The sequence below is a fragment of the Salinarchaeum laminariae genome, from assembly GCF_023204835.1.
GTDB lineage: Archaea > Halobacteriota > Halobacteria > Halobacteriales > Salinarchaeaceae > Salinarchaeum > Salinarchaeum laminariae.
Window position 1 is genome coordinate 2,273,826 of the sequence record NZ_CP096270.1, and the last position, 24,485, is coordinate 2,298,310.

The 24,485-nt window shown below is 63.3% G+C and carries 26 protein-coding genes; 12 read left to right on the forward strand and 14 right to left on the reverse strand.

Translation table 11 applies throughout. From position 1 onward, the window contains the following. The first annotated feature begins 57 nt into the window (after positions 1 to 57). Together MXF70_RS10675 and hmgB are read left to right on the forward strand one after the other, a co-directional pair. The gene (locus tag MXF70_RS10675; RefSeq protein ID WP_248515620.1) at positions 58 to 1,785 is read left to right on the forward strand and encodes a hypothetical protein; all 1,728 of its coding nucleotides are present in this window, start codon (positions 58 to 60) and stop codon (positions 1,783 to 1,785) included. Positions 1,786 to 1,912: 127 nt separating this feature from the next. Then, a complete protein-coding gene (hmgB, locus tag MXF70_RS10680; protein ID WP_248515621.1) occupies positions 1,913 to 3,253 on the forward strand; it encodes a hydroxymethylglutaryl-CoA synthase in 1,341 nt (446 codons plus the stop codon). 107 nt (positions 3,254 to 3,360) lie between these two features. On the opposite strand, the gene MXF70_RS10685 is transcribed toward hmgB, so the two are convergent. Continuing rightward, on the reverse strand, positions 3,361 to 4,068 hold the full coding sequence (locus tag MXF70_RS10685) for a helix-turn-helix domain-containing protein (protein ID WP_248515622.1): 708 nt from the start codon (positions 4,066 to 4,068) through the stop codon (positions 3,361 to 3,363). A gap of 262 nt (positions 4,069 to 4,330) precedes the next feature. Between MXF70_RS10685 and MXF70_RS10690 the strand changes: the two genes are divergently transcribed. The 4 genes from MXF70_RS10690 to MXF70_RS10705 all read left to right on the forward strand — a co-directional run bounded on the left by MXF70_RS10690 (position 4,331) and on the right by MXF70_RS10705 (position 6,851). Beyond that, positions 4,331 to 4,588, forward strand: a complete 258-nt coding sequence (locus MXF70_RS10690) for an AbrB/MazE/SpoVT family DNA-binding domain-containing protein (RefSeq protein ID WP_248515623.1) — start codon at positions 4,331 to 4,333, stop codon at positions 4,586 to 4,588. Between the two features lie 6 nt (positions 4,589 to 4,594). After that, positions 4,595 to 4,975 (forward strand): type II toxin-antitoxin system PemK/MazF family toxin, encoded by a 381-nt coding sequence (locus MXF70_RS10695; protein ID WP_248515624.1) that lies wholly within the window; start codon positions 4,595 to 4,597, stop codon positions 4,973 to 4,975. Between the two features lie 88 nt (positions 4,976 to 5,063). Beyond that, on the forward strand, positions 5,064 to 6,608 hold the full coding sequence (locus MXF70_RS10700; protein WP_248515625.1) for a replication factor C large subunit: 1,545 nt from the start codon (positions 5,064 to 5,066) through the stop codon (positions 6,606 to 6,608). A gap of 54 nt (positions 6,609 to 6,662) precedes the next feature. After that, complete coding sequence (locus MXF70_RS10705) at positions 6,663 to 6,851, forward strand: hypothetical protein (protein ID WP_248515626.1); 189 nt, start codon at positions 6,663 to 6,665, stop codon at positions 6,849 to 6,851. A gap of 208 nt (positions 6,852 to 7,059) precedes the next feature. On the opposite strand, the gene bioD is transcribed toward MXF70_RS10705, so the two are convergent. The 6 genes from bioD to MXF70_RS10735 form a co-directional block, all read right to left on the reverse strand. Continuing rightward, positions 7,060 to 7,791, reverse strand: coding sequence for a dethiobiotin synthase (gene bioD, locus MXF70_RS10710; protein ID WP_248515627.1), 732 nt, complete (start codon positions 7,789 to 7,791; stop codon positions 7,060 to 7,062). Positions 7,792 to 7,793: 2 nt separating this feature from the next. Next, the gene (locus MXF70_RS10715; RefSeq protein WP_248515628.1) at positions 7,794 to 9,041 is read right to left on the reverse strand and encodes an aminotransferase class I/II-fold pyridoxal phosphate-dependent enzyme; all 1,248 of its coding nucleotides are present in this window, start codon (positions 9,039 to 9,041) and stop codon (positions 7,794 to 7,796) included. 89 nt (positions 9,042 to 9,130) lie between these two features. Continuing rightward, complete coding sequence (gene bioU / locus MXF70_RS10720; protein WP_248515629.1) at positions 9,131 to 10,219, reverse strand: (S)-8-amino-7-oxononanoate synthase BioU; 1,089 nt, start codon at positions 10,217 to 10,219, stop codon at positions 9,131 to 9,133. 29 nt (positions 10,220 to 10,248) lie between these two features. Continuing rightward, a complete protein-coding gene (bioB, locus tag MXF70_RS10725; protein ID WP_248515630.1) occupies positions 10,249 to 11,439 on the reverse strand; it encodes a biotin synthase BioB in 1,191 nt (396 codons plus the stop codon). Positions 11,440 to 11,650: 211 nt separating this feature from the next. Then, complete coding sequence (locus MXF70_RS10730) at positions 11,651 to 12,760, reverse strand: archaeosine biosynthesis radical SAM protein RaSEA (RefSeq protein WP_248515631.1); 1,110 nt, start codon at positions 12,758 to 12,760, stop codon at positions 11,651 to 11,653. A 104-nt stretch (positions 12,761 to 12,864) separates the two neighbouring features. After that, positions 12,865 to 13,524 carry a metallophosphoesterase family protein gene (locus MXF70_RS10735; RefSeq protein ID WP_248515632.1) on the reverse strand — a complete coding sequence of 220 codons (660 nt, stop codon included), beginning with the start codon at positions 13,522 to 13,524 and terminating at the stop codon, positions 12,865 to 12,867. A gap of 382 nt (positions 13,525 to 13,906) precedes the next feature. Here MXF70_RS10735 and MXF70_RS10740 point away from each other — a divergent pair, with 382 nt between their 5' ends. Both MXF70_RS10740 and MXF70_RS10745 read left to right on the forward strand, forming a co-directional pair. Then, positions 13,907 to 14,818 (forward strand): cell division protein CdpA domain-containing protein, encoded by a 912-nt coding sequence (locus MXF70_RS10740; RefSeq protein WP_248515633.1) that lies wholly within the window; start codon positions 13,907 to 13,909, stop codon positions 14,816 to 14,818. Between the two features lie 100 nt (positions 14,819 to 14,918). After that, positions 14,919 to 15,947 (forward strand): disk-shape morphogenesis protein volactin, encoded by a 1,029-nt coding sequence (locus MXF70_RS10745; RefSeq protein ID WP_248515634.1) that lies wholly within the window; start codon positions 14,919 to 14,921, stop codon positions 15,945 to 15,947. 120 nt (positions 15,948 to 16,067) lie between these two features. Here MXF70_RS10745 and MXF70_RS10750 read toward each other — a convergent pair whose 3' ends face one another. Then, positions 16,068 to 16,244: a zinc finger domain-containing protein gene (locus MXF70_RS10750; protein ID WP_248515635.1), complete on the reverse strand. Its 177-nt coding sequence runs from the start codon at positions 16,242 to 16,244 to the stop codon at positions 16,068 to 16,070. 191 nt (positions 16,245 to 16,435) lie between these two features. On the opposite strand from MXF70_RS10750, the gene MXF70_RS10755 reads away from it, so the two are divergent. Beyond that, positions 16,436 to 16,834, forward strand: coding sequence for a DUF7961 family protein (locus MXF70_RS10755; protein WP_248515636.1), 399 nt, complete (start codon positions 16,436 to 16,438; stop codon positions 16,832 to 16,834). Next, positions 16,834 to 17,460: an METTL5 family protein gene (locus MXF70_RS10760; protein ID WP_248515637.1), complete on the forward strand. Its 627-nt coding sequence runs from the start codon at positions 16,834 to 16,836 to the stop codon at positions 17,458 to 17,460. Before MXF70_RS10755 ends, MXF70_RS10760 begins: the two co-directional genes overlap by 1 nt. A 61-nt stretch (positions 17,461 to 17,521) precedes the next feature. On the opposite strand, the gene MXF70_RS10765 is transcribed toward MXF70_RS10760, so the two are convergent. Further along, positions 17,522 to 19,441: a rhomboid family intramembrane serine protease gene (locus MXF70_RS10765; RefSeq protein ID WP_248515638.1), complete on the reverse strand. Its 1,920-nt coding sequence runs from the start codon at positions 19,439 to 19,441 to the stop codon at positions 17,522 to 17,524. Between the two features lie 199 nt (positions 19,442 to 19,640). Continuing rightward, on the reverse strand, positions 19,641 to 21,446 hold the full coding sequence (locus tag MXF70_RS10770) for a rhomboid family intramembrane serine protease (protein WP_248515639.1): 1,806 nt from the start codon (positions 21,444 to 21,446) through the stop codon (positions 19,641 to 19,643). A gap of 180 nt (positions 21,447 to 21,626) precedes the next feature. Between MXF70_RS10770 and MXF70_RS10775 the strand changes: the two genes are divergently transcribed. Further along, positions 21,627 to 21,905, forward strand: a complete 279-nt coding sequence (locus MXF70_RS10775; protein ID WP_248515640.1) for a DNA-directed RNA polymerase subunit L — start codon at positions 21,627 to 21,629, stop codon at positions 21,903 to 21,905. A 64-nt stretch (positions 21,906 to 21,969) separates the two neighbouring features. Here MXF70_RS10775 and hisF read toward each other — a convergent pair whose 3' ends face one another. Continuing rightward, entirely contained in the window at positions 21,970 to 22,785 is an 816-nt protein-coding gene (hisF, locus tag MXF70_RS10780) for an imidazole glycerol phosphate synthase subunit HisF (RefSeq protein ID WP_248515641.1), read from the reverse strand. A 229-nt stretch (positions 22,786 to 23,014) separates the two neighbouring features. On the opposite strand from hisF, the gene MXF70_RS10785 reads away from it, so the two are divergent. Further along, positions 23,015 to 23,296, forward strand: coding sequence for a DUF7550 family protein (locus tag MXF70_RS10785; protein WP_248515642.1), 282 nt, complete (start codon positions 23,015 to 23,017; stop codon positions 23,294 to 23,296). 55 nt (positions 23,297 to 23,351) lie between these two features. Here MXF70_RS10785 and MXF70_RS10790 read toward each other — a convergent pair whose 3' ends face one another. The 3 genes from MXF70_RS10790 to MXF70_RS10800 form a co-directional block, all read right to left on the reverse strand. Further along, the gene (locus MXF70_RS10790; protein ID WP_248515643.1) at positions 23,352 to 23,759 is read right to left on the reverse strand and encodes a fluoride efflux transporter FluC; all 408 of its coding nucleotides are present in this window, start codon (positions 23,757 to 23,759) and stop codon (positions 23,352 to 23,354) included. Then, positions 23,756 to 24,151, reverse strand: a complete 396-nt coding sequence (locus MXF70_RS10795) for a fluoride efflux transporter FluC (protein WP_248515644.1) — start codon at positions 24,149 to 24,151, stop codon at positions 23,756 to 23,758. The genes MXF70_RS10790 and MXF70_RS10795 overlap by 4 nt, the downstream gene beginning before the upstream one ends. 104 nt (positions 24,152 to 24,255) lie before the next feature. Continuing rightward, the gene (locus tag MXF70_RS10800; RefSeq protein ID WP_020447808.1) at positions 24,256 to 24,474 is read right to left on the reverse strand and encodes a ribbon-helix-helix domain-containing protein; all 219 of its coding nucleotides are present in this window, start codon (positions 24,472 to 24,474) and stop codon (positions 24,256 to 24,258) included. Between the last annotated feature and the right edge of the window lie 11 nt (positions 24,475 to 24,485).

Sequence of the window (24,485 nt, forward strand, 5' to 3'; positions counted from 1 at the left end):
ACCGCAGTCCGTAGCGGCAACAAGCGTTTTACCTTGCCCACGATTAATTTTCTCGAAATGCGGCTTCTAAACGACGAGCGTGGGCAGTCCGTGCAGGTTGGGGCAGCCATCTTGCTCGCCTTCGTCGTTATTGCGATCACGATGTATCAGGTGCAGGTCGTTCCCGACCAGAACGCCGAGGTCGAGTTTAATCACAATCAGGAGGTCCGCCAGCAACTGACTGAACTGCGTAACTCGATTAGCAATGCCGGGACCCTAGGCCAGAGTAATGCGGTGTCGGTAAAACTCGGCGATCAGTACCCGCCGCGGACTATCTTTTTGAATCCACCCCCAATTCGGGGAGCCTTGCGGACTCAGGAGGCAGGCAACATTTCGCTGGGTAATGTCAAAGTTCAGGGATCGTATGAAGGGTCTGGTGATCCCACGGATCTCGTCACAGGTAACCACACGACCAACCGAATCGTCTACACGCCCCATTATACGGAATTCGATTACGCTGGCGTCACGAATATCGAACACTCGCTGGCGTTCAACGTCTTTGAGAACAACGCGACCAACACGCTAACTCGACAACGCGCTGTCCGCGGAGATTCGCTGACGCTGACCGTCCTCCGGGGAAATCTCTCCGAGCAGGGAACGCAGCCTATCTCAATCGATCCGGAGACGATAAGCGGGCCTACGGGTCCCATCTCGATTACGAACGACTCAGCTGGGCCTATTCAGTTGTGGATGCCGACGAAAACCCCAAGCGTCTGGAACGAGACAGTTGGGACGACATTTTCGGACGGGACTCCCGATACGCGAGTGGCGCGCTACGATGGCGAACGAATCCTGGTCGAACTCGACCGACCACAGTACGATCTTCGAATGGCGTTGGTCGAAGTCGGCGACGGTGTGGCCGAAACGACTCGCTACGACGTTTCCGAGGCGAACAGCGGTAGTGGCGGGGGCAGTGGCGGGGGCGGCGGTGCGTATAGCGTGGATTGGACGGATCCGTCGTCGGAAAGTGAAAACTCCGATACGTCACTCTCCCAGTGCGATTCGAATCATTGTACTTGGGACGTTGGCGCAAGTTCCGACGATTCACTACAGCTCAACGCGGCCCTAAACCCCCAGTTCAACGGAATCAATATCACCTTCGCGGTCAACGATACGAGCGTCGGGTACGTCAATCCGTCTTCGGCATCGAGTGGAACGGACGGAGCTGTGACTACTAACCTCACCGCCGTCGATACCGGTACTATCGACGTACTCGCGTCGGGTAACGATGGCAGTGACACGATAGCGATCGAAGTCGTGAATCTGGTATCCGAAATGACCTACAACGACGACGCCGTCGCAGTTGACGGGCCGGACGAAAATGATAACGTCCCCGGCGGAGTCGAGTTCACGATCAGCAACGATCTGGGCCAAGAGGCTGAAATTACCAGAATGGTGATCAACAAAACGAGTGGTCAGGCAAAGTCGATAAGCGACGGCGTAAGGCCGAACGATCAGCCACGCCGGACTGAACTCTACGTATCCGCTGATGTCAGCGATGGCTGGAACGACTTCAACGGCGGTGTGTCGTTGCCGGCTGACATAGACCTCGACGCCGATGGATTCGACAATAACGGGAATCCGACCATGTCTCAGGGGAGTTCTGCCAGAATATACCTTTATGAGTTCCAGAAGCAGAACGGACAGCGAATCGATATGTCTGGCGAAAGTTTCTCAGTTACCACGTTCTATACACTTGCTGACGGAACAACGGGATCGGAAACCTTCAGCATAGACGTCCCCTGACCGCAGATCACGACAATCGGCCTGTTTCTGTTTGTCGCTTCCAGCGCTTCTGTTCTTCTGCCTCTCGACATCTGACGAACCTTTGATCGACAAGCCCTTATCCCACGCCGACGGCCACCCACCTAGTATGACAGCCGTCGGGATCGACGCAATGGAGCTCTGGGTCGGGAATCTCAAACTGGACCTTCCGGGCACGTTCGCACCGGCACAGGACGAGGATCCGGGCAAGTACACGAAGGGGCTTGGCCTCCACGCCAGTTCGTTCCCGGACAGCTACGAGGACATCGTCACGATGGGTGCGAACGCCGCCCACAGGCTGATGGAGCGCAAGGGGCTCGAGCCCGAGGACGTCGGGCGCATCGACGTCGCGACGGAGAGTGCCTTCGACAATTCGAAGCCCGTCTCGACGTACGTCGCGGGCTGTCTCGAGCAGGTGTACGAGGACGACTTCCACCACGCGAACAAGGGCGAACGGAAGTTCGCCTGCATCGCGGGCACCCAGAGCGTCAACGACGCGTTCAACTGGATCGCCTCCGGCCGGAATCGTGGTCGCGGTGCGATCGTGATCGCGACGGACACCGCACTGTACGCACGGGACGATCCCGGCGAGGCGACGCAGGGTGCCGGTGCTGTCGCGCTGTGGATCACCGAGAATCCTTCCGTCGTGGAGTTCTCCCACGCCCAGGGGATCGGGAGCGCCGACGAGACGGACTTCCTCAAGCCGAACCAGCAGTTCCCGAGCGTCGACGGCAAACGCTCGATGCAGGTCTATCTCGCCCGGACGCGGGAGGCGCTTGAGGACTACAAGGAGGCGTCGGGTGGCGACGTGCACCCGCACGATTTCGCCTACGTTCCCTTCCACACGCCGTTCCCGGGCATGGTCCGCAAGGCCGCCGTGCTGGGATATCGCAACCTCGTCCGCGGGACGGAGATCGAGGCCGAGCTCGCCGAGGAGATCGGCGCCCAGCCCGAGGAGGACGAGTTCGAGGACACGGAAGCCTACCGCGAAGCGCTCAGCGAGTACACGGACGACCTCGCCGAGACCGATCGGTATCAGACGTGGTACGACGAGCGGATCGAGCCGACGCTGGACGTCTCACGCGAGGTCGGCAACTGGTACACTGGCTCGGTGCACGTGGCGCGTGCAAGCGCGCTGCTCGACGCCTACGAGACCGACCGAGATCTGTCGGGATCGAAGCTTCTCGTTGCGTCCTACGGCTCCGGTGCCCAGGCCGAAATTCACGACGAAACCGTGCTGGATGGCTGGCGGGAGGAGATCGATTCGATGAACGTCGGGGAACAGCTTGAATCCCGGTACGACATCTCTTTCGAGGAGTACGAGACGATCCACGACTCCCACAACCACGACCTCGATACCGACATCGAGGCGCTGACTACCCCAGACAGCGAGTTCGTTTTCGATGGTTGGGGCCGGATGGGCGAACGGCAGTACCGGTACGTGGAGTAGCGACCGTCGAGGTAACGCCGCGTTCGCGAGTTCTGCTCTCTGCTCGTCGGGACGGCCAGTAGTCGAGACACAGTTACGGCAGCGTGAGCTGAGCCATCCCTCGCGAGCTACGGAAGCGACGACAGGTCGTCGAGCACGTCGTCGAGCGGCGTCGTACACGTCGCGAGCGCGAACCCATCCACGCGCGCCAAATCAGGGGCGTGCTCCCAGAGGTCATCCTCGTCGATGCCGTGCAACACGACGGCGTTCGGCGTCGGCGAGACGACGCGCTGTGCGACCAGCGGCGACTCGCCTCGCGTCAACCCCGTGAACACGAGGACGCGGCTCGTCGACTGTCCGTAGAGATTGAAGATCTCCTCGCTGGAGAGCCGCTGGATCGCCTCCACGCTGTCGATGACCGTGTGTCCCGTGATCCGATCCCGTTCGCCCTCGACGAGCCCGTTGGCGTCGATGGCGTCGAAGACGTCGTCGACGGGCATCGCAGCGGGGTACTCCCTGAGATCGAGCACGACGTCGCTCGCGAAGCCGGCAGAAAGCACTCTGCCGTACTGACGAATGCGGCTCCCGCCACGACGTTCGTCGATATCGAGCAGTCCGGTGACGATCCGGCGAACGACTGCGATGCCCGGGCTGTCACGGCGGCCGCTCTCGTAGTCGCTGATGACCGAGGACGAAATGTCGAGTTTCTCCGCGAGCTCGGTCTGCGTTACGTCGAAATCGGTGCGCCACTTGCGCAACGTTGCCCCCGGATCGTCGCTGAGGGCGACCTCCCCCGCGATCTTCTCGGCGAGCTCGGCACGCGGCCCCTCTCCCATAGCCCGACGTTACGTGGCCAACAGTTAGCGCTTACGGCAGATACGTTCGTAGCGGCACGCTCGATCGCTATCGGGTCCGAGTCTGTTGTCGATCGGACGGACTGGCGTCGATGTCCACTCGGGGCTTTCGATCCTCACGATGTCCAGCGTCGGCCCATAGCGCTCGACACCACATTCTCCGCCACCATCCACGGGCACCGTTCGTGTGGTACAGTTACATGCACAATCCTTTTGCAGGCTATCGGTGTATTCAGGGACGACAATGGCCCGGGACACGCGGATCGTCGGGGAGCGCGGGCAGATCACGATACCGAAGGAGCTGCGTGAGCGGTTCGGTATCCGCGGAGGTGACGAAGTCGTCGTCCGCTCGGAGGACGACAAGATCGTCATCGCCCAGCGGACGGTCGACGACAGACTCGAGGAGGGCTACCGGGAGTGGAACGACCGTGACCGTACCGTCGCTCGCGCGATTGCACCGGACGACGATGGTGGCGACCCCGACGACGTTCCCACGTGGTGAGTTCCGATGCAGGTTTCACGCGGAAATGTGGTCGTCGTGGCATTTGGACGTAGAGGAAGCAGTGCAGGCGAAGGCGGCAACGGTGAGTCCGCGCGTCACCGTCCGTGTCTCGTCGTCCAGAACGACGTCGGCAACGATCACTCCTCGACGACGGTCGTCGTGCCACTGACGACCGATTTCGGTCCCGAACGCTACCCACACGAGGTAGTGCTCGAGCCACAGGACAGCGGGCTCGCGGAGGCTGCCGTCGCCCTGTGTAGCCAACCCACCACCGTCGAAATCGAGCGGGCGATCGTCGAAATCGTCGGCTCGGTTCCGGAGCCGGTGCTCCTCGACGTGGACCGGGCACTGGAGTACAGTCTGGACCTCGGCGGGCCACTGGAATGAGCGGTTCCTGTCGGCGGCCCGCGTTCACTGCACTGCGTTCACCACCGCTCCGCAAGCCATAACCCCCGACCCTCCCAACTGGGTTTCGATGGACTGGACGGAGAAATACCGCCCGTCGACGCTCGCCGAAGTCCGGGGGAACGACGCCGCACGCGACGACCTTCGGCAGTGGGCGGAGACCTGGAGCGACCACGGCGACGCGGCGATTCTCTATGGTCGGCCAGGCGTCGGGAAGACCTCTGCTGCGCACGCGCTCGCAAGCGACCTCGAATGGGACGTCATGGAGCTGAACGCGAGCGACGACCGGACGCGGGACGTCGTCGAGCGCATCGCCGGCGAGGCCTCGAAATCCGCGACGCTCACCGGCGGGATGCGCCGACTCGTGATTCTCGACGAGGCGGACAACTTCCACGGCAACGCAGACTACGGTGGCTCTCGCGCCGTGACCGACGTCGTCAAAGACGCGGATCAGCCGATCGTGCTCGTCGCAAACGATTTCTACGAAATGTCCCGCGGGCTACGCAACGCGTGCCAGGAGATCGAGTTCCGTGACGTCTCCGCACGCTCGATCGTCCCGGTGCTGCGAGATATCTGCCGCAAGGAGGACGTCGCGTTCGAGGACGCGGCGTTGGAGGCGATCGCCCAGCGCACGAGCGGTGACCTCCGCTCGGCGATCAACGACTTACAGGCGATCGCGGAGGGCCGAGATCGCATCACGGAGGCCGACGTCTCGACGGGCGAGCGCGATGGCACCGTCGACATCTTCGACTTTCTCGACGCGCTCATCAAGGAGGACGGTGCCGAAGCGGCACTGAAGAAATCCTACGACGTCGAGGAGAACCCCGACGACCTGATCCAGTGGATCGAGGACAACATGCCGAAGGATTACGCGGGCGTCGAGCTCGCGGACGCATACGATCACCTTTCGAACGCGGACCGGTGGCTGGGTCGGGTGCGCGAGACGCAGAACTACACCTACTGGCGCTACGCGAGCGACGCGATGGTCGCAGGCGTCGCTGCCTCACGCCAGGAGTCGAAAGGCGGCTGGACTCGCTACGGCCCTCCCAGCTTCCGGACGAAACTCGGCCGATCCAAGGGAACGCGCTCGACGCGCGACGGCATCGCCCAGCGCATCGCCGAACGGGAGGGTTGCTCTCTCGGGACGGCACGCCGCCGCGTGCTTCCCTATCTCTCGGCGATGACCCACCACTGCAAGCCCCGCGACGTGACCGTCGCCGTCGCTGCAGCCTACGATCTCGATGCGGGCGAACTCGCCTTTATCACGGGGAGTGGAGAGGACACCAAGAAGGTACAGTCGATCGTCGACGACGCCGAGGAACTCCGGGAGTCGACGGCGGTGGATGCGTCCCAGGGTGCATTCGAGGGCGCAACTCGGGACGACGACCCGGACGACGAGTCCGCAGCTGGAAACGGCCAGAATGCGGAGGTATCGGGGGGCGCTGGCGCCGCGAGCGACTCCCAGTCCACGTTGGCAGACGCCGACGCGGACGGATCGTCGAGCGATGCCGAGAGCGACGCTGGAGATGGATCAGCTGGGACGAATGAAGCGGCCATCGGCGAGGACACCTCCGACGATCCCGACGATCAGTCCGGTCTGGACGAGTTCTTCTGATCGTTGTCGTATCATCGTGTGGAGGGACGAACGATTCAATACCGTCCGGGGAGTATGTCACTCGAACGCACGATGACCTCCCAGTCCTCCCTCCTCTGTCCGTGGTGTGAGCACGAATCCACAGACGCGAACGCCTTCCGGACGCATCTTATGGTCCAACACCGCAAAAGCGATCTCGCGACGTACGTTCTCCACGACGTCGACGGCGAGCGTGAGTCTACCGAGGCTGTGTTGCAGCCATAGGGAGTCTGGCACTCGTCGTCGGTTGTGCGCTGGCCCGAGACTATAACGAATACTACCCCGCTATTCACTCCTGATATCCCAGCAGTTGCAACGCCAGACGGCCTCCCCAGTACTGGCTGCACTGGACTGGAGACGAGCGACGCCGTCCCCAAATCCATCGAACTGTGAGTATCGGGTATGCCGCCTTCGCTCGCCGGGTAATACCGAGTCAGTCGACGAAATCGTCCTCGTCGAAAGGCGGAGTGAGCGCGTCCCGAACTGCTGGCACAATCTCAGAGGCGTTCGTCGCGTCGAACGGCGCGAGCTTCGCGACTGGAACGTCGAGCATTCTGCGTAGCTCGTCGGGGTTCGTTCGCTCTGCGATGGTGGCGCCCTCGTACTCGTTGAGGACGACGAACGGCACGGAGACACCTCTGGACCGGAGTGCGTCGACGGTGAGGGCGGTGTGGTTGAGTGTTCCAAGTCCAGAGCGCGCGACGACGATCGCGGGGAGTCCGAGATCGACCGCCAGATCGAGTACCTCGGCCTCGCCCGCGAGGGGAACGCGCAGTCCGCCAATCCCCTCGACGATCGGGAACCCCGACGACTCCATTTCGTCACGACAGTCTGCGAGGATTTCGTCGTATGCCAGTGCCACGCCCTCGCGCTCGGCAGCGGTGCGTGGTGCGAGTGCCGGACCGAGCCGTCTGCAACAGGTGCTGGCATCCGAGTCCCCACCGGCAGCGGCGGAAATCACAGCTGCGTCGTCGTCTTCGGGCGCGCCCGTCTGTGCAGGCTTGATCGCACGTGCACCCAGGCCATCCTCACGGAGCCAGCCGGTAAGCCCGGCAGTCACGACCGTTTTTCCGACGCCGGTATCAGAGCCAGCGACGAAGACGCCGGGGCCATCTCGAATCTCCTCTATTGCGTCGCTCAGCACCCGTTCCTCGCCGTCGCCCATTGTCAGATCACCCCGATCTCCTCGGCTGCTTCGGCGAAAGCGTTCACACAGGCCTCCAGCTCAGGCGCGGAGTGAGTCGCCATCGGTGCGACGCGGATCCGGCTCGTTCCAGCCGGAACCGTCGGCGGCCGAATCGCCGGAGCCACGATCCCGCGATCGCGGAGCGCCTCCGACAGCGCGAGGGCGTCTGCTCTGTCGCCTACGTGCACTGGGAGAATCTGGCTCTCGCCTGCGACCTCGAGGCCGACGTCCTCGAGGCCCTCCCGGAGCTTGTCGACGTTCCGCCAGAGTCGGGCTCGGCGATCCGTCGTCCGTGCGAGGTGGAGCGCTTCGCCTGCTGCCGCTGCGGCTGACGGCGCGAGCCCAGTCGAAAAGACGAACGAACGCGCCTCGTTGACCAGATACTCGACGAGTTCGTTCGAGCCGGCGATGTAGCCGCCCTGGCTCGCCAGCGCTTTCGAGAGCGTGCCGAGCTGGATCTGGACGCGATCCTCGAGCCCATCACGCTGGACGATCCCGCCACCGTCCACGAAGCAACCCGTCGCGTGGGCTTCGTCGACCATGAGCCACGCGCCCGCCGACTCGGCCACGTCGGCGAGCGATTCCAGCGGCGCGATCGTCCCGTCCATGCTGAAGACGGAGTCTGTGACGACGAGCCAGGATTCCGCCTCGGTGCTTGTCCCACCGTTTGCCATCATAGCCTCGTCCGTTGCAGCGGGACCGGATCGGCGTCGGTCCATCCGCTCGCGGAGATCTTTCGGGTCGCAGTGATCGTAGACCACGACGTCGGCGTCGGCGAGTCGACACCCGTCGACGATGCTGGCGTGGTTGAGTGCGTCCGAGAATACGACGTCGGGATCGAGTGCAGCGATCGTCCCGACGTTTGCTGCGTAGCCCGAGGAGAAGGCCAGCGCCCGCTCCGCGTGTTTGGCGTCGGCGATTCTCGCTTCGAGATCCCGGTGGACCATCGTGTCGCCGGTCACGAGACGACTCGCACCGGCACCGGTCCCGACCACGTCGGCGGCCCGCTGGGCCGCCTCGACCACGCGCTCGTCGTTTGCCAGTCCAAGGTAGTTGTTCGCGGCGAACACCAGATCGCTCTCGGCGTCGAGGACCGGGAGGCCGGCTCCCGGATCGGGTCCAAAGCGCGCCCGTGGACCGACGGAGTCGGCCGGCTGGAGGTTGCGATAGAGGTCCCGGTGTCGACGGTTCTGGAGGCGAGCGTCGAGGTCGAACCCGCGCTCTCGCATTGACGTGAGCCTTGGTGGTGGGGGATTTAGGCGTCGCGGTTCGCACTGGCGGACGGTTGTGGCAGGGTGTGGTTGCGCCCTGCGCCTGCTCAGAATCCGGGCATCAGTTCGGCAGGACCGTAGACGCCGTAGTCACCGCTTCGGTTGCGTTCGACGGCGCGCTGGAGATAGCCGAGCGCGGGGCCGTTGACGTTCGCCGCCATCGACGTGTCGTCGTCGAGTTCGAAGGTGTTCGTCCCCGTCTCACCGTCGAAGGTCGTACCCGTGACCGTGACCGTCGTCGTGGTTGGCTTTTCGTCGTTCCGGAGGTCGAGGATCCCGCCGACGGTGACGTCCTCCGCGTCGCAGATTCCAGCGCGTTCGAGCAACACGTCGTCGGCGTGTTCCATATCGTGGAACTCGAGCACGCCGTCGTGCTCGTCGACGATCGCCTCGATCTCTTCCTCGGAAAGTTTGCGTGCTGTCTCTACGGTATAGCCATCCAGATGAGCGATATCCTCGCGCACCGTTCCGCGGTTGTCCTCGTAGCCGGATTTGAGCCCGACGCCCCACCAGATGTCGACGGATTCGACCTCGACGAACGACTGCGCGGCGAGGGCCGCAGCGCCCGTCAGCAAGCCGGGCGTGGCGCCAGCGCCACAGACGAACGTGATGCCGGTCTCCTCGAATCGGTCTGCACGATCGTCGAGCATGTCGATCACGCGCGATCGTTTGAGGACGTCGATGAGGACGCCGGAGTAGTTCGCGTCGGCGAATCGGTCCGCGATTCGCGGAATGAAGTCGTGTTCGAGGTTCGGCAGTGCGATCAGGACCGCGTCGAACTGATCAGATTCGGCGATAACGTCGTCGATCGGTGTATCCGTCGGCTCGGCCTGCTCGGAGGCGACGACGCCAGCGTCCTCGCCGTGTTGTTTGACGTTGGCCGAGGTGGTCGCGTCGTCGGAACTGACGCCCCCGTCCGTGAGCGGCTCGCTGTCCGTGTCGCCGCGTCCGTCGCCAGCGATGTTACCTTCCGTCGCCTCGAGGAGTTCGTCGACGTCGAGCCCCTCGTGGTCGATAGCGACGCCGTGGCGATCGCAGGCCGCGACCGCATTGAGGCCCTCCTTTCGCTGACTGACCTCCAGCGTTCGTCGTCCGATACCGCCCGTGCCGAGTACCGCGAAGTCGATGGATTCCATAGGTCGTGAGTGCTTTCGTAATCGCTCGTTCAGTCGCTCGCGTTCGTCGCTTCGGTGTCGGGTGCGTCGCCGCGGTCGTTTCGCGGATCGCCAGCCTTACTCGTGGCCGTGCCAGCGGCCGTCTCCGGCTTGGAAGCGTCCGCCGCGGTATTTGCATCGTCCCCGCCGTCGGCACGCGCTCGAACCTCGTCGGGATCGAACTCGTTGGCGTCCATGTTGGGCTCCATGCCTGCCTGTTCGATCACGTCGAGGTCGTCCGCGGCGTCGTTGCCGTTCGTCGTCAGGTAGTCGCCGGTGAGAATGCCGTCCGCGCCGGCTTCGAAGGGGAGGTGTTGTTCGTCGGGTTCGAGGTTCACTTCGCGCCCGCCCGTGAGGCGGACGCGTGCGTCCGGGTGAAGGAATCGGAAGACGGCGATCGCCTTGATGATCTCCTCGGTGGAGATGTCGGCGGTGTCGCCGAGTCGCTCGCCGAGATCCGTGCCAGCGACCGGATTGAGGACGTTGACCGGAACCGACGAGACGCCGATCTCCTGTAGCGCGATAGCGGCGTCGACCCGATCGGTGGGGCTCTCGCCCATGCCGAGAATGACGCCCGCACAGAGGTCCATGCCCGCCTCCTTGGCGATCTCGAGCGTCTGGACGCGGTCCTCGAAGGTGTGCGTGTCGACGATCTCCGGGAAGAACTCCGGCGAGGTCTCGATATTGTGATTGTAGTGGTTGAGACCCTCCTCGACGAGGATCTCCGCCTCTTCCTCGGTGAGTATCCCCAGCGATCCGTCGACCTCGACGTCCGTCTCGTCGCGAACGAGTCGGATCGCCTCGAGGACCTGCTCCCACTCCTCGGGTCGTTGCTCCTTGTTCACGCCTTTCTCCGCGACGACGATGCCGAAGCGCTGTGCGCCGTCGCGTTCTGCACGCTTCGCTGCCGCGAGGATCTCCTCCGGATCGAGGAATCCGTACGTGTCGATGCCCGTATCGAAGTGGACCGACTGGGCGCAGAAGCCACAGTCCTCCGCGCAGTTGCCGGCCTTCGCGTTCACGATCGAACAGGCGTCGACGGTGTCGTCGTTGCGTTGTGCGCGGACGTAGTCCGCTGCTGGCGCGAGATCCTCGACCGGCTGGGCGATCAACGCGAGTCCGTCGCGCCGGGAGAGCTCTTCCCCAGCGAGCACGCGCTCGGTCGCCCGATCGACCGTCGTGTTGCCGGTGCTGTAAACCACGTTCGAGCCGTCGGTTGACGAGTCCTTAATTGTAAGGGTTGTCGAATTCCGATATCGTCGATCGTCGTATAGGTCTGGCCATCTGTGGTGCGGAGCTCTACAAGAAGCTGGCCGTCTGTGGTCGTGTCCTGAACCGAGACAGAAATAGAGAGACTGAGAGTGAGGGCTGTGGATACAGTTGGACCGCGCGGTCCATGGACAGGCGCGAGCGCTACTGTGCCAGCGGGAGATTGTATCCGGATTCGCGCTCGCAGACGGCCTCCCAGGTGGCTTCACACTCACAGTCGACCTGCTCGAAGACGGTGGGGTCTTGGCGGAGGTCGAAATCCTTGATCGCACGCTGGACGCGGTCGTCGCAGTCCTTGCAGTTGTGCGGGCCTCGATCGGAGCCGTGGCCGACGGGGTCGGAGATGACGATGGCGTCTGCGTCTGCGGTCGACTCGAGGACCTCGGCGACGCTCCAGAGCCACGGCGGCCGGTAGCCACCCTGGAAGTAGAGTTCGTCGACCATCGTGTAGCGCTGGACGTTACAGGGGTTCATCGAGACCGTGTGACAGCCCGGCGTTTCGGCGCAGTCGTAGACCGAGTCGATCATGTCGTCGATGGCCTCCCGTTCGCTGAGGAAAGGGGGTTTCATCAGGAGGTAGGCTTTGACGCCGACGTCCAGATCCGATTCGGCCGTTCCGGCGGCTTCGTCCGCGGCTACGGCCTCCGCGCACGCGTCCTCGAAATCACTGAACGCGAAGTACTTGTTGACGCAGTCGTGACGAATTCGGTCGCTCGTCGTCTCGAGACCGATCGCGACGTCGGTGTGGAGACCACGGTCGGTGAACTCTGCGAGGGTCTCCCGATCGACGAAATCAGGGAGTGACTCGACGACGATTCGCTCCCGATCGGCGAATGTGTCAGCGATCGCCCGGCGACTCTCTGCGCTCACCTCTCGCTCGTCGAGGAAGGAACCGGAGGTGTAGATCTTGACGAGCTCGCAGGGCTCCTCGGCGTGTGTCTCCTCGTGGGCGAGCACGCTGTCGATCTGGGCCATCAGCGCCTCGTGACTGACCTCACCGCCGTCGACTGACTCCGCGACGTAGCCACACATCGTACAGCCGCCTGCCCGCGCCCAGCGACAGCCGCCAGTGTTGAGAACGATCGTCAGGGACTCGCGAACGCCGTTGGGGGTGTTGTCCTCGTCGATCCAGACGCGCGTGGGCTCCCGGGGGTCGTACTCCGCATCCTTCTCCGCACGGATGGAACGCATCACCTGGTTGTGCGCGTCCATTCCGCGCCCCTCCTCGTAGACCTCCGGGCTCGGCTCGCTCATTGGCGGTCGATAGCCGACGGGACGACAAAAGGTGCGCGGGTGTAGTCTCGGGCGGCTGGAAGATCGATGCCGCAGTGCTCATTCCACCGATCATTTATCCGGAGCTACCGCCCGTCTCGGAGTCGCTCTCCGGTCTTGCCAGGCAGATTTGCGTCCTGGACGGCCTCGACTGCGCGATCGACGTCGTACTTGACGCGGCGACACTCGACGGTCTGGTCCTCGAGGTCCAGCACGGCGTAGGCAGCCCTCGGGTCGCGATCACGCGGCTGGCCGACGCTCCCCGGGTTCAGGACGATTCCCTCGGGGTAGCGTTCCGCGTGCTGGACGTGCGTGTGGCCGAGAACGAGTACGTCCTCGTCATCGAGGAGCGACGGCGAGAAGTCTTCCACGTACGTGTAGCGATCGGGGTCGTCGGGGTGACCGTGAACGATCCGGACCTGCCCCTCGAAACATGTTCGTTCGTCCGGGAGGCTTGCAAGCCACTCGATATCGTGGTCATCCAGTGCTTCGCGTGCGTAACGCACGCCCGCAGCAGCCATCCCGTTGAATCGGAAGTTCGAATCGGTGGCCACCGCGCGATCGTGGTTCCCCATCACCGACGTAACGTCTCGTTCACGCACAGTCGCGAGACACTCACTTGGCCAGGGGTTGTAGCCGACGATGTCGCCAGCGTTGAGGAGCGCGTCGACGGGCGGGAGGTCGTCCAACACAGCCTCCAGTGCCGGGAGGTTCGCGTGAACGTCCGAGAGCACGCCGATTCGCATACTACGATCTCGGGACGGCTTGCACTTGACGGCTTTGTCGCGCCGGGCGCTCAGCGGAATCCGTCATCGTGATCGACTGCGGTTGAGGTATGGGTCACGGGACGACTCGCTGCGAATGGCGACACTCCAGGGCCACTCCTGGGTTTGCCAATAGCCGCTGGTAGTATTTTTGGGAGAATCCACCGCATACTTCTCCAAAATCCGACCATACGATCCCGGCCGGTCGCTCCGTTTGTACCGAAACTACACGCCCGATAACTACCGACAGGTATCCGATCGGTCCCAGTTTTCGAATGTCAACGCTCGGAGTAGCGCAAGACAACTATCTGGTATCTGGGAGGTAACAGAACAATGATGAGGTTGGGGGTGAAACTCACTCGCAATGACGAGCGACGAATCCCCTAACAACGTACTCTTCGAATGGTACGAGCGCTACATCGGCGAACCGGAGACACAAACAGACGTCTACCTCGGCTTTGGCCTCTTCTTCACTGCGATCGGTCTCGCGCTTCTCGCACTCGTGTTGTTCGTCCTCGGCACTGCGATCTACGGTATCCGCGACGATGGCTACTTCGCCGTCGCACGAATCGCCTACGCGAGCGGGATGCTCTCCGTCCCAGTCGCGATGATATCGTTCGTCGTCTTGCTTCCCGTGGAGAAGCGAGCGACGTACGCGGCCGGGATGGGCCTCGCGATCATCCTCGGCGCCGTCATCGGGTTCGCAGCTATCTATCCCGACTGGTTCGATCACAATCCCACGGAGACGCTCTACGTCGTCGGCGCGTACGCCGTCGGTCTCACCGTCGTGACCGCCTCGACGGGTGCAGCGCTGATCGGCCACCATCTGCACGAAGCCCAGGCCCCAGCGCCTTCGGAAATCAAGGCCCAGGAAGACGAGGAAGAGGAAGTAACCTACACGACCGAGGAGATCGAAGCGGACATCGAGAACGCGATGGAAGACGTGGAGATGACCTGGGGCGGCGTCGAGAAGTCCGACAATCGCCGACTCAAACTCAACACCGATTTCGCCGACGACGAGTTGGAAGCGGGCGGTCTCGGACTGGAAGGAAACAAGCGCGTCGAGTCCGGCGGCGTCGATTCACAGGTCCAGGGGCTCAAGAATCTCAAAGGCGGCGATACCAAGACGGCTACCTCCGAATCGACCGTCGACAACCAGACTGCTGCGCTCAACGAACTGAAAAAGCAAAAGCAGGAAGATCAGGTTCCCTCGAACGCGCCGACTGCCGGTAATGGGTTCCTGAGCCGGGTACTGCAGCGACTCGGCTTCAGTTAAAGGGTATCATCGACCCCGGCGGAGTCTTGTTAATTGGGATTTCTACCACTCGAAATTATTTCACATAGTTTTATTACCGGCCGGGACGGTGTATCCTGACATGGCGAAAGGCCTAGACGTCGGTACCATGAACATCCTGTCCGCACAGCAGGATGGTAACGACACGGTGTTCGTCCAGCAGCGCAACTCCTTCGTAGAGATCGACTACTCGGATATGGCCGAGCAGATGCTCTCGCGAAGCGAAGTCCTTCACATTCGCAAGGACGACAAGGTGTACGTCGTCGGTGACGACGCCCTGAACTTCGCGAACATCTTTAACCGGGAGACCCGCCGCCCGATGCAGGACGGTATCCTCTCCTCCGACGAGAAGTCCGCCATCCCGATGATGAAGCTCATCATCGAGCAGGTCATCGGCGAGCCCGACCGACCGGGCGAGAAGCTCTACTTCTCCACACCGGCCGATCCGATCGACACGGACCTCTCGACGCTGTATCACCAGAAGACGATCGAATCCTTCCTCGGCGACATGGGCTACGACGCAGAGCCGATCAACGAGGGGATGGCCGTCGTTTACAGCGAACTCGCGGACAACTCCTTCACTGGACTCGGTATCAGCTTCGGGGCTGGCATGACCAACGTCTGCCTGTCCTACTACGCGGTGCCGGTCATGAAGTTCTCCGTCGCCCGCGGTGGCGACTGGATCGACGAGCAGGCCGCCCAGGCCACCGGAACGCCCGTCGACAAGGTCACCTCCATCAAGGAGGAGGACTTCGAACTCGACTTCGAGACGGACGTCGGTGGCGTCGAAGGCGCACTGTCGATCTACTACGAGAACCTGCTCGACTACGTCATCGACCTGATCGTCGAGGAGGTCGACGAGGAGGACGTCGAGGAAGGTCTCGACGTGCCCGTCGTCGTCACCGGCGGCACCTCGAGCCCCGACGGTTTCGAGGCGCTGTTCCGTGACCACCTCGAGGACGCCAACATTCCGTTCTCGATCAGTGGCGTCTCCCACGCAGACGAGCCGCTCTACTCCGTCGCACGCGGTGGGCTCGTCGCCGCTCGCTCGGACGAGCAGGAAGCAGAGAGTGCAGACGCCGAAGGCGAAGCCGCAGCAGCAGACGAGTAACGTCGCTGCCACCCACATTTTTTGGAGTCCGTTCGCGGAGCGGCTGTGCTACCGTTCGAAAGAGTGGGCGGCAAAAAACTACGAGCTAATAGTGGCTCAGCCCAGTACGAACGTCGACAGTTACGAAGCGTGGTCGTCGTAGAAGCGCTGTAGCGCGTCGTTCCAGGATTCGAACTCCTCGGGCTCGCTCTGATGCTCGACTGCGACGCCGACGTATCCGCAACTCTCGCAGATTTCGGCGTCGTGACCCGACAGCGAGTACGTCTCGATCTCGCCGCCACACCGTGGACAGTCCATACTGCGAGCTATTCGGGGCCGGGCCTTAATGATTGCCCAAGCGCGGACGGGCCGTGAACGGGTCGTTGACGGCTACTATGCCTAGAATGCTCGGGGCTCTGTGGCGTAATATAGTGTGCCGTCGTACAATATGATTACTATGACGCATTTGCAAATGCTTTTGTATACGCCGAGTGTATTCGGCGACAGCCATGAGCACCACCCCTCACGCGCTCGTCGAACACGAGCCAGTCGATTCGGTCACGCCGGTCCGCATCGACGCCGCGTCGCTCGACTCGACGTCGCCCGAACACCTCCGAGATCTCCACGCAGAGCTGGCCGAAACGGGAATCGCGCCGGTAGAGCTGGTCGTCGACGCCTGCTTCGACGAGGACTGCTCGATCGCTACCGAAACCGAAGCCAATCGAATCCGGGGGCACGTTCGCGCGGCCGTCTTTCTGGGTGCGAACCGCCTCACCGTCCGAATCGATGACGACGAGCTCAGCGACTCGGCCCGGACGGCGTTGACGGCGTGTGCTGAGCGTGCACAGCGCGAAGGGCTCTCCCTCGACGTCGAGGGGTCCGCAGGAGAGGCGGCACTGAAGGACTGATGAGCACGCGTCGCTCGCTCGCCCAGCGCCTGGGCGTGGTCGCCGGGTTCGACGATCCTCGCGTCGATCTCGAACAGTACCCGACGCCTCCAGAGCTCGCCGCTTACATCGTCCACGTCGCCGACATGCAGGACGACCTCGGCGGACGGACGGTCGTGGATCTCGGCACCGGTACTGGCATGCTCGCTCTCGCATCGGCACTCCGGGGCGCGCAGTTGGTCGTGGGCGTCGAACTGGATAGCGATGCCCTCGACACTGCGGCAACGAACGAAGAGAAGATCGGCACCACGAGCGAGATCGAGTGGGTTCAGGCAGACGCGACGCGTACGCCGATCGTGCCCGACCGCTCGAATACGACGGTCGTGATGAATCCCCCCTTCGGCGCGCAGAACGGGAACCGGGGCGCCGACAGGGAGTTTCTGGAGACTGCTCGGTCGATCGCCGGCGTCTCCTACTCCGTTCACAACGAGGGTAGCCAGTCGTTCCTCGAGGCGTACGTGGGCGACGTCGGTGGCGACATTACGCACGCTTTCGAGGCCGAGTTCGATCTCGAACATCAGTTCTCCTTCCACGAGGACGAGACGCGAACACTCGACGCCGAAGTGTATCGGATCGAGTGGCACTAACGCCGGTTCACTCCCGGCATTCGCGTCCGCCGCCGCGTTTTCTCACCGTCTACACCTCGGATCAGTCGGTTCGATAGGTTTCGTGTTGTGCGATCGGGACTCGCGTCTCGTCCGCCGTCGCGATAATCGTCACGCGATCGTCGACCCGTGCAGTTCGTAGCGTAAGTGGGCCGATCACGGTCTCAGATCCAACCGTGGGGATTTTGGCGTCGCCGACGATCTCCCCGTCCTCGTACACCTGGAGGCGGAACCGATTCTCCCCGGGTACGACGGCGACCCTATGCCCTTCGATCACCGGCGAACCGACGGCGGGCGAACTCGTGAACGTCCGAACGGTGTCCCCATCGTGGGCGAGATCGACGGCGTAGGCGCTGTCGTTGCCCGTGACGCTCCAGCCTGATCGCTCGACGTCGACCGTTTCGCGCCAGCCGACCCCGCCGACGGTGATCGAGCCGCTCCCCTCGCTCGCGAGATACTGTTTGGATAGCGCAGTCGTCCAGATGTGCCGATCCTCGTTGACGACGATGACCCCGCTTGTCGGTACTGTCGTTCGGTTCGCGACGACTGGGAGGTCGATTGCCGGGATCATTCTGTTCCGGACGTCCTCGGCGTAGGTTACGCTGTACCCCTCCACGGTGATCGACTGTTCGTTGGGCACTGGATCGTCCCCCACGGTGACGAGATTGGGTAACATCGCGGGGACGGAGATGAGGATCAACACGGCGAGTAGTGCGCCGAAGGCGGTCTGGCGACCGCTCGGGAGATCGTCCAGTTCGATCGGTGAGAGCGCCCAGATCGCTGGTAGTGCGAGAAACAGCGCGGCGCCACCGGTGACCGCGACAACGATCGTCGTCTGCCAGTCGAAGACCACAGAGAACACTGCGGCGAGAGCCACGAGTGTTGCGAGGAGACCGAGCCAGATTGCTGCAACCTGTCTGGTCGTCGGTGACCGCGGAAGCGACGCCAGAGCTTCGGGGAATGGACGATCGCTCGCCGTGGCGGCGATTGCGACGGCGACAGCCAACAAGACGACGAGGCTCACGCCGAGTCCTCGGAAGAGGACGTAGACGCCGTTCCCCTCGAACCAGTAGATCGCCCAGAGTCCCCGTCCCATGCCGTAGACGAGCATCGCTAGTAGTACGCGGCCGACGTCTGGCCGAACTCCGCGATCGTAGAGAAGTGCGAGCCCGAGCAACACGCCGATCAGAATGCCGAGCGCGTGGCCCTGGACTGCGATCGTCGCCCACCCCGGCGGGCTGGGCGCGCTGCCGGAGATTCCCGCCCGAACTATCGGCGACTGGAGAGCGTAGTACGTCGTCGAGACGACGCTCGCGACCGACAGCGCGACGATGGTGGTGATCGGATACCGAACGATCGCGAACCCACCGAAGGCGAAGACGACGCCGGAGAATCCGATCACCGGTCCGACCGCAAACAGCGCGGTGAGGAGACCGAGACAGACCACGGCGGCTGGGAACGCGACGACGGCGCGGATCAAGGGCGTTTCCAGTGCGCATTGGACGCGGGTGGTGACACGCTTTCCGAGTTCGTCCGTGCCCCCACGCTGGTTTCGAAGGTCACGCGATTGGCGACGCTCTGGGTCCCGTCGGCTCCCGCCGGGGTAGTGCCCCCAGGCGTACTCAGCGATCGGTGCGAGCGCAACCGTTCCGACGAGATTACCGATAAGATGTCCCGCCGAGCTGTGTGAGAAGCCCGCGGTAAGAATACCGACCGGGTAAAGATACGACCAGGCCCGGAACGGCAGTACGACTGGCTCGTACCAGTGCCGATAGCCGCCCTGCACGAACAGATACACTGAGAGCACGAGGGCGATCGTGACGATCGTTCCCCAGGGAACACCGTACACGAACCGATCAGTGATGCGGTCGCGCCAGCGTTCAGTGTCTCCGAGATGCAACGCGATCGCGAGCGCGACGAGATAGGCGAGAACGATGAGAGCCGCGAACGGCGACCAGTCCATGCCCGGGCCCTAGAACCGCCGTGCTATATGTCGTGTGGTCCCCCGTACTCTCGGCGTACATCTGGTACGCAACTCATACCGCCGATGGATCGCCGCACTCGAGTCGGAGTGTTCGAACCCATGGCGGCACTGGAAGCACGGAAACGCGGTGGCGAGTGAGCGACACCGATCGACGAAATCGGCACGTCGCCGGTACTTCTCAGGAGTAGGTCTCTTCGGTCGCGACGAGCGCTCGTCCGTCGTCGGTTTCCATGTAGATTCGCCTGACGTCGCCGTCGGACTCGGTGGTGATCCGGAGCCCATCGAGATCGGTCGTGGTGTTCGCCTCGGGAATCGCGATGGTGTCGACGGTCCCGGACTGGTCGGTGACCTGGAGCTCGAAAGCCGACTCCGTCGGTACGATCGTCGTGGTGTAGCCGTCGATTCGTGCGTCGGCAGTAGATGGGTCCGTCGAGAACGATCTGGTCGTTTCGCCGTCGTGGTGCAGGTCGACTGCGAATGCGGTGTCGTTCCCGGCGACGATCCAGCCGCTTCGTTCCACGTCGACCGTCTCCGACCATCCGGGTCCGCCGACGACGACGGAGTCTTTCCCGGCGTACGCCAGCTGGTCTTCCCGTATCCCGATCGTCCAGACATCGCGCTGCTCGCTGGTGACGACCACCCCCGTGATCTGACTCGCGAGCGCGTCGTCCTCTAGTCCCAGGTCGAAGCCGGTACCGTGGCCGCTGGTCACGTTGTCGGCGTAGGCCACGGTGTAATCGCGTATCTCGACCTCCTGTGCGCCGGCGACGCCGCCGTCGTCGACGGCGACGATACCGAGGAAGATGCTCGGGAACGCGAGCAGACCTGTCGCGATCGCCAGAATCCCGATCGCGGCCGTTCGCTTCGTGAGCAGCTGATCAGTGCGTTCGGAAGTTGCCGCGACCGTGACCAGCGCAGTGACCACGAACAGCGCCACCACTCCGACCGCACGGTAGAGGACGAAGACGTCGTCGCCACCGGGCCACACGACCAGCCAGAGCGATTGGGCGAGACCGACGCCGAGGATGCCGAAGAACACCCGCCCCGGCGAGGGCAATCGGTCACGCCTCGAGAGGAGAGCGAGCGCTGCAAACACGCCGAGCAGGAAGCCGAGCGCGTGGGCCTGGAACCCGATACCCGCCCAGCTCGGTGGCGCTGGACCGCCCGCCTCGACCGATCCTCTGACGATCGGATTCGTGACGGTCTGCCAGATGACGCCCAGCCCGCTGGCAGCGACGACGCTGACGACCGCCGCGAGCGGGTAGTAGACGACCGCGAACCCGATGATTGCGTAGACCGCGCCGGAGAATCCGAGACTCGGACCGAGCGAATAGACAGACGTTATCAGCGAAATCGCCAACAGCGCGCCGGGGAAGAAGACGAACGCGCGGAGGAACGGCTGCTCCACGATCGTTCGATCGGTCCCGTTAGAGGGCGCATCGGGGAGCAGTTCGTCGTCGGTGTCCCACGGCTCGTCCGCGCCACCGGCACTGGTCGCTGTCGAGTCCGTACCCCATTCGAATCCGGTCTGCTCGTCGGACTCGTGGTCTCGGTGCCGCTCCTCGGCGTTCCGATCAGTCTCCTCGTCTGCGTCCACTGCGGAGGAGGATCGCTCCGAATGAGCGTAGTGACCCCAGGCGTACTCCGCGATCGGGGCCAGGACGATCGTCCCTGCCATGTTGCCGACGAGATGCGCCGGCGAGCCGTGTGCAATCCCGGAGGTCACGACCCCGAGTGGGTAGAAGTACGACCAGGAGACGAAGGCGTAGATGACGGGCGATCCCCACTGCTGGAGGCCGCTCTGGGCGAAGAGGTAGAAGGCGACGTTCACCACGACGACGATCAGGGATCCCCACGGAACCCCGAGTATAAATCGCTCCTGAAGCTTCGACTGCCAGCGATCGCGACCCGGGAACAGCCAGAGCGAGACGACGGTCGCCGCCAGCACCACGGCGACGACGATTTGCATCGGGGAGGGTGCCATTGTACAAGGTCACGAACAGGTCCCTTGTCAGCTATTCGGTCGGTCTGCCCGAGCAGAATGGCGGCTTCGATAGCGCTAGGGCGTGCGCAGTCCTCCCGACCGCTCCCCTGGCTGGTCACTACACCTCCAGACTGGTCACGCTTCGAAAGCTACAAACGCGGTGCTTCAGTACTCTGTAGCATGGATCTGCGGGTCATCGACCTATCCGACGAGGAACTCTCCATCGAAATCGCCGACGAGGACCACACCTTCATGAACGTGCTGAAGGGGACGCTGCTGGAGACAGACGGCGTCGAGGCGGCGACCTACGACATGAACCCCGAGCAGTCCGGTGGCCAGACCGACCCCATTCTGACGATCAAGACCGACGGCCAGGATCCCCTCGAAACGCTCGAAGACGCGGCCGGGCAGGTCAAGGCCAAGACTGACGAGCTGACCGAGGCCGTCAAAGCAGCCTGATCGTCGAAGCGTTCTTTCTCTTGGTTCGGTAGGATAGTGCCGACCTCACCACGCCCCGGAGTACCTACAGTCGAACGGGAACGCCGCGGTCGTCGAGATACTCCTTGACTTCCCGGATCGTGTACTCGTCGAAGTGGAAAATCGACGCCGCGAGCGCCGCGTCGGCGTCTGCCTCGGTGAACACTTCGTACGCGTGCTCGGGACCACCACAGCCCGACGACGCGATGACTGGCGTGTCGACGGCGTCACAGACGGCGTTCATCAGCGGCACGTCGTAGCCGTCCTTCGTCCCGTCGGCGTCGATCGAGTTGACGAACAGCTCCCCGGCACCGCGATCCTCGGCTTCCGTCGACCACTCGACGACGTCGCGGCCAGTTCCTTCGCGGCCGCCTTTGACCGTGCACTCGAACCAGCAGGACTCGCCGTCCACCTGTTCGTAGTGTTCCCCCTGCTCGTCGAAGCGGCGCCGGGCGTCAACCGAGATCACGATACACTGCGAACCGAACGCGGCGGCACCCTCCTCTATCAGCTCGGGACGCTGGAGCGCGCCAGTGTTGATCGAACACTTGTCGGCACCGGCCCGAAGCGTCTCCTTGACGTCCTCGCGCGTGCGGATCCCGCCACCGACGGTGAGCGGAATGAACACCTCGTCGGCGACGGCGGAGACGGTCTCCAGCATCGTCTCGCGCCCCTCGGCGGAGGCAGTGATGTCCAGAAAGACGAACTCGTCGGCGCCGGACTCGTTGTACCGCTTGGCCATCTCCACGGGATCGCCGGTGTACTCGAGATCCTCGAAGTTGACACCGGTGTAGACCGCGGCGTTCCCGTCCTCGTCGACGTCCACGTCGATACAGGGAATGATCCGCTTCGTGAGTCCCATTCACCTCTGGCTACCATCGCAGTCGGGAAAAACCGTGCGTTCGCGTGCAGTATTCGCCAGTCGGTCGTGTTGGTTGCCAATCCGCGGTCGATCCCGTGGCGCTGCTCACAGCCTCCGCGGCCTTTGAACGATTGCCCTTCTAGCCCGCGTCTAATTGATCGGCCTCCGAACGGTTGCTACGTGAACTGGGATGGCTGCGTTTAAGGCCAGAGCGCAACGACGTGCTCGTATGAGCGACGACGAGAAGGAGTCCGACTCCGTCGGTCCCGACATCGACCTGGAAAAGATCGCCAACGATAGCGATGACGACGGCGCCGGCCACGACGATCACGACCACGGCAATCACGGGGACGAGAGTCACGGCCACGACGCACACGACCACGACAGCGAGCCGGCCGGTCGCACGACCGCGCCGCAGAGTGAGTTCACGATGCGAGAAGCGGCGATCGGCGGAGTGGTGACGGCTGTTGGGCTCGTCGTCGCCTACGGCGTTCCCGCCCTGCTCGCCTAACGGTCTCTCAACGACGGTCGGCGCGGTTTTCTACGCGCACCTCGATTGGATTCACTCAGAGTGTCGAGTGGATAGCCACTACGAGCGACGCGCCGACCAGACAGGCGAGTAACGTTCCAAATGCGACGGAAATCGCCGCTGCGGGCCGATCCTCTGTCCAGAGACGTACCGTCTGGACGGAGAACGTTGAGAACGTCGTGAGCGATCCACAGAATCCGACACCGGTGAGGAGAACCAACTCGTCTCCGGGGGAGCGAACGAATAAGAGCGTCGCGAGCACGGATCCCAGCAGATTCACAGCGATCACCGACGCAGGGTACCGATCGATGGAGATCAGTTCGCCGATTGCGAATCGCGTGAGTGCTCCTGCTGCGCCGCCAACGCCGACGAGGAGGACGGGTTCGATTCCCGATCCGCCGCTGCTCGCCTGGCTCACTGTGAGTACCGCGCCGATCGGCGTCACCTGCGCTCACCCCGCCACCTTCCTGCAGCCAGGCCGAGGCCCGCGGCCGCGAAGCCCGCGGCGTAGGTCGCAAGAACGTATCCGACGGCGACTGCCGGTTCCTGCTTGAGTGTCCCGACGACGAACGTGCTGTAGGTCGTGAACGAGGAGAGAAAGCCGGTCGCACCGAACCGTTGCAGTCGCCGTCGCCCCGTGGGGAGTTCCGACCCGCTCGGATTGAGCAGCCTCGCCAGTAGCAGTGCGAGGGCAAAACTCCCGACGACGTTCACGAGGAGCGTCGACTGCAACGACGCTCCCATGGCCTCGTCGACGAGAAACCGGGCAATCGCGCCGGTGAAGCCGCCAGTCGCGACCAGAACGCCAGAGGGAACGGGGCGGCGACGATCCGGCATCGTTCAGACGGTACTATCGGCCGGTGTCGGGCGTGCGGAATCGGACGGACGGCGTAGGGAGTTCGGTCCGGTGTGGAGGACGCTGCCGTTCGCCACGCGCGCTCTCAGAAGACGTATTCGTCGTCGTGGCCCATCATACCGTCGTCTTCGAGGCCACCAGGTTCGTTCTCGTCGTCCATGGGTCCACTCGTCTTGTAGGCCTTGAGGCCCGTGGAGAGGAGCTCTTCGATTGCCTCCTCTCGGTTGACGAACTCCCCTTTCTCGACGAGCTGGGCGATCTGCATCTCGAGGTGCTCCGGGACCGTGATCTCGACCTTTGGCATCGGACGTGCGG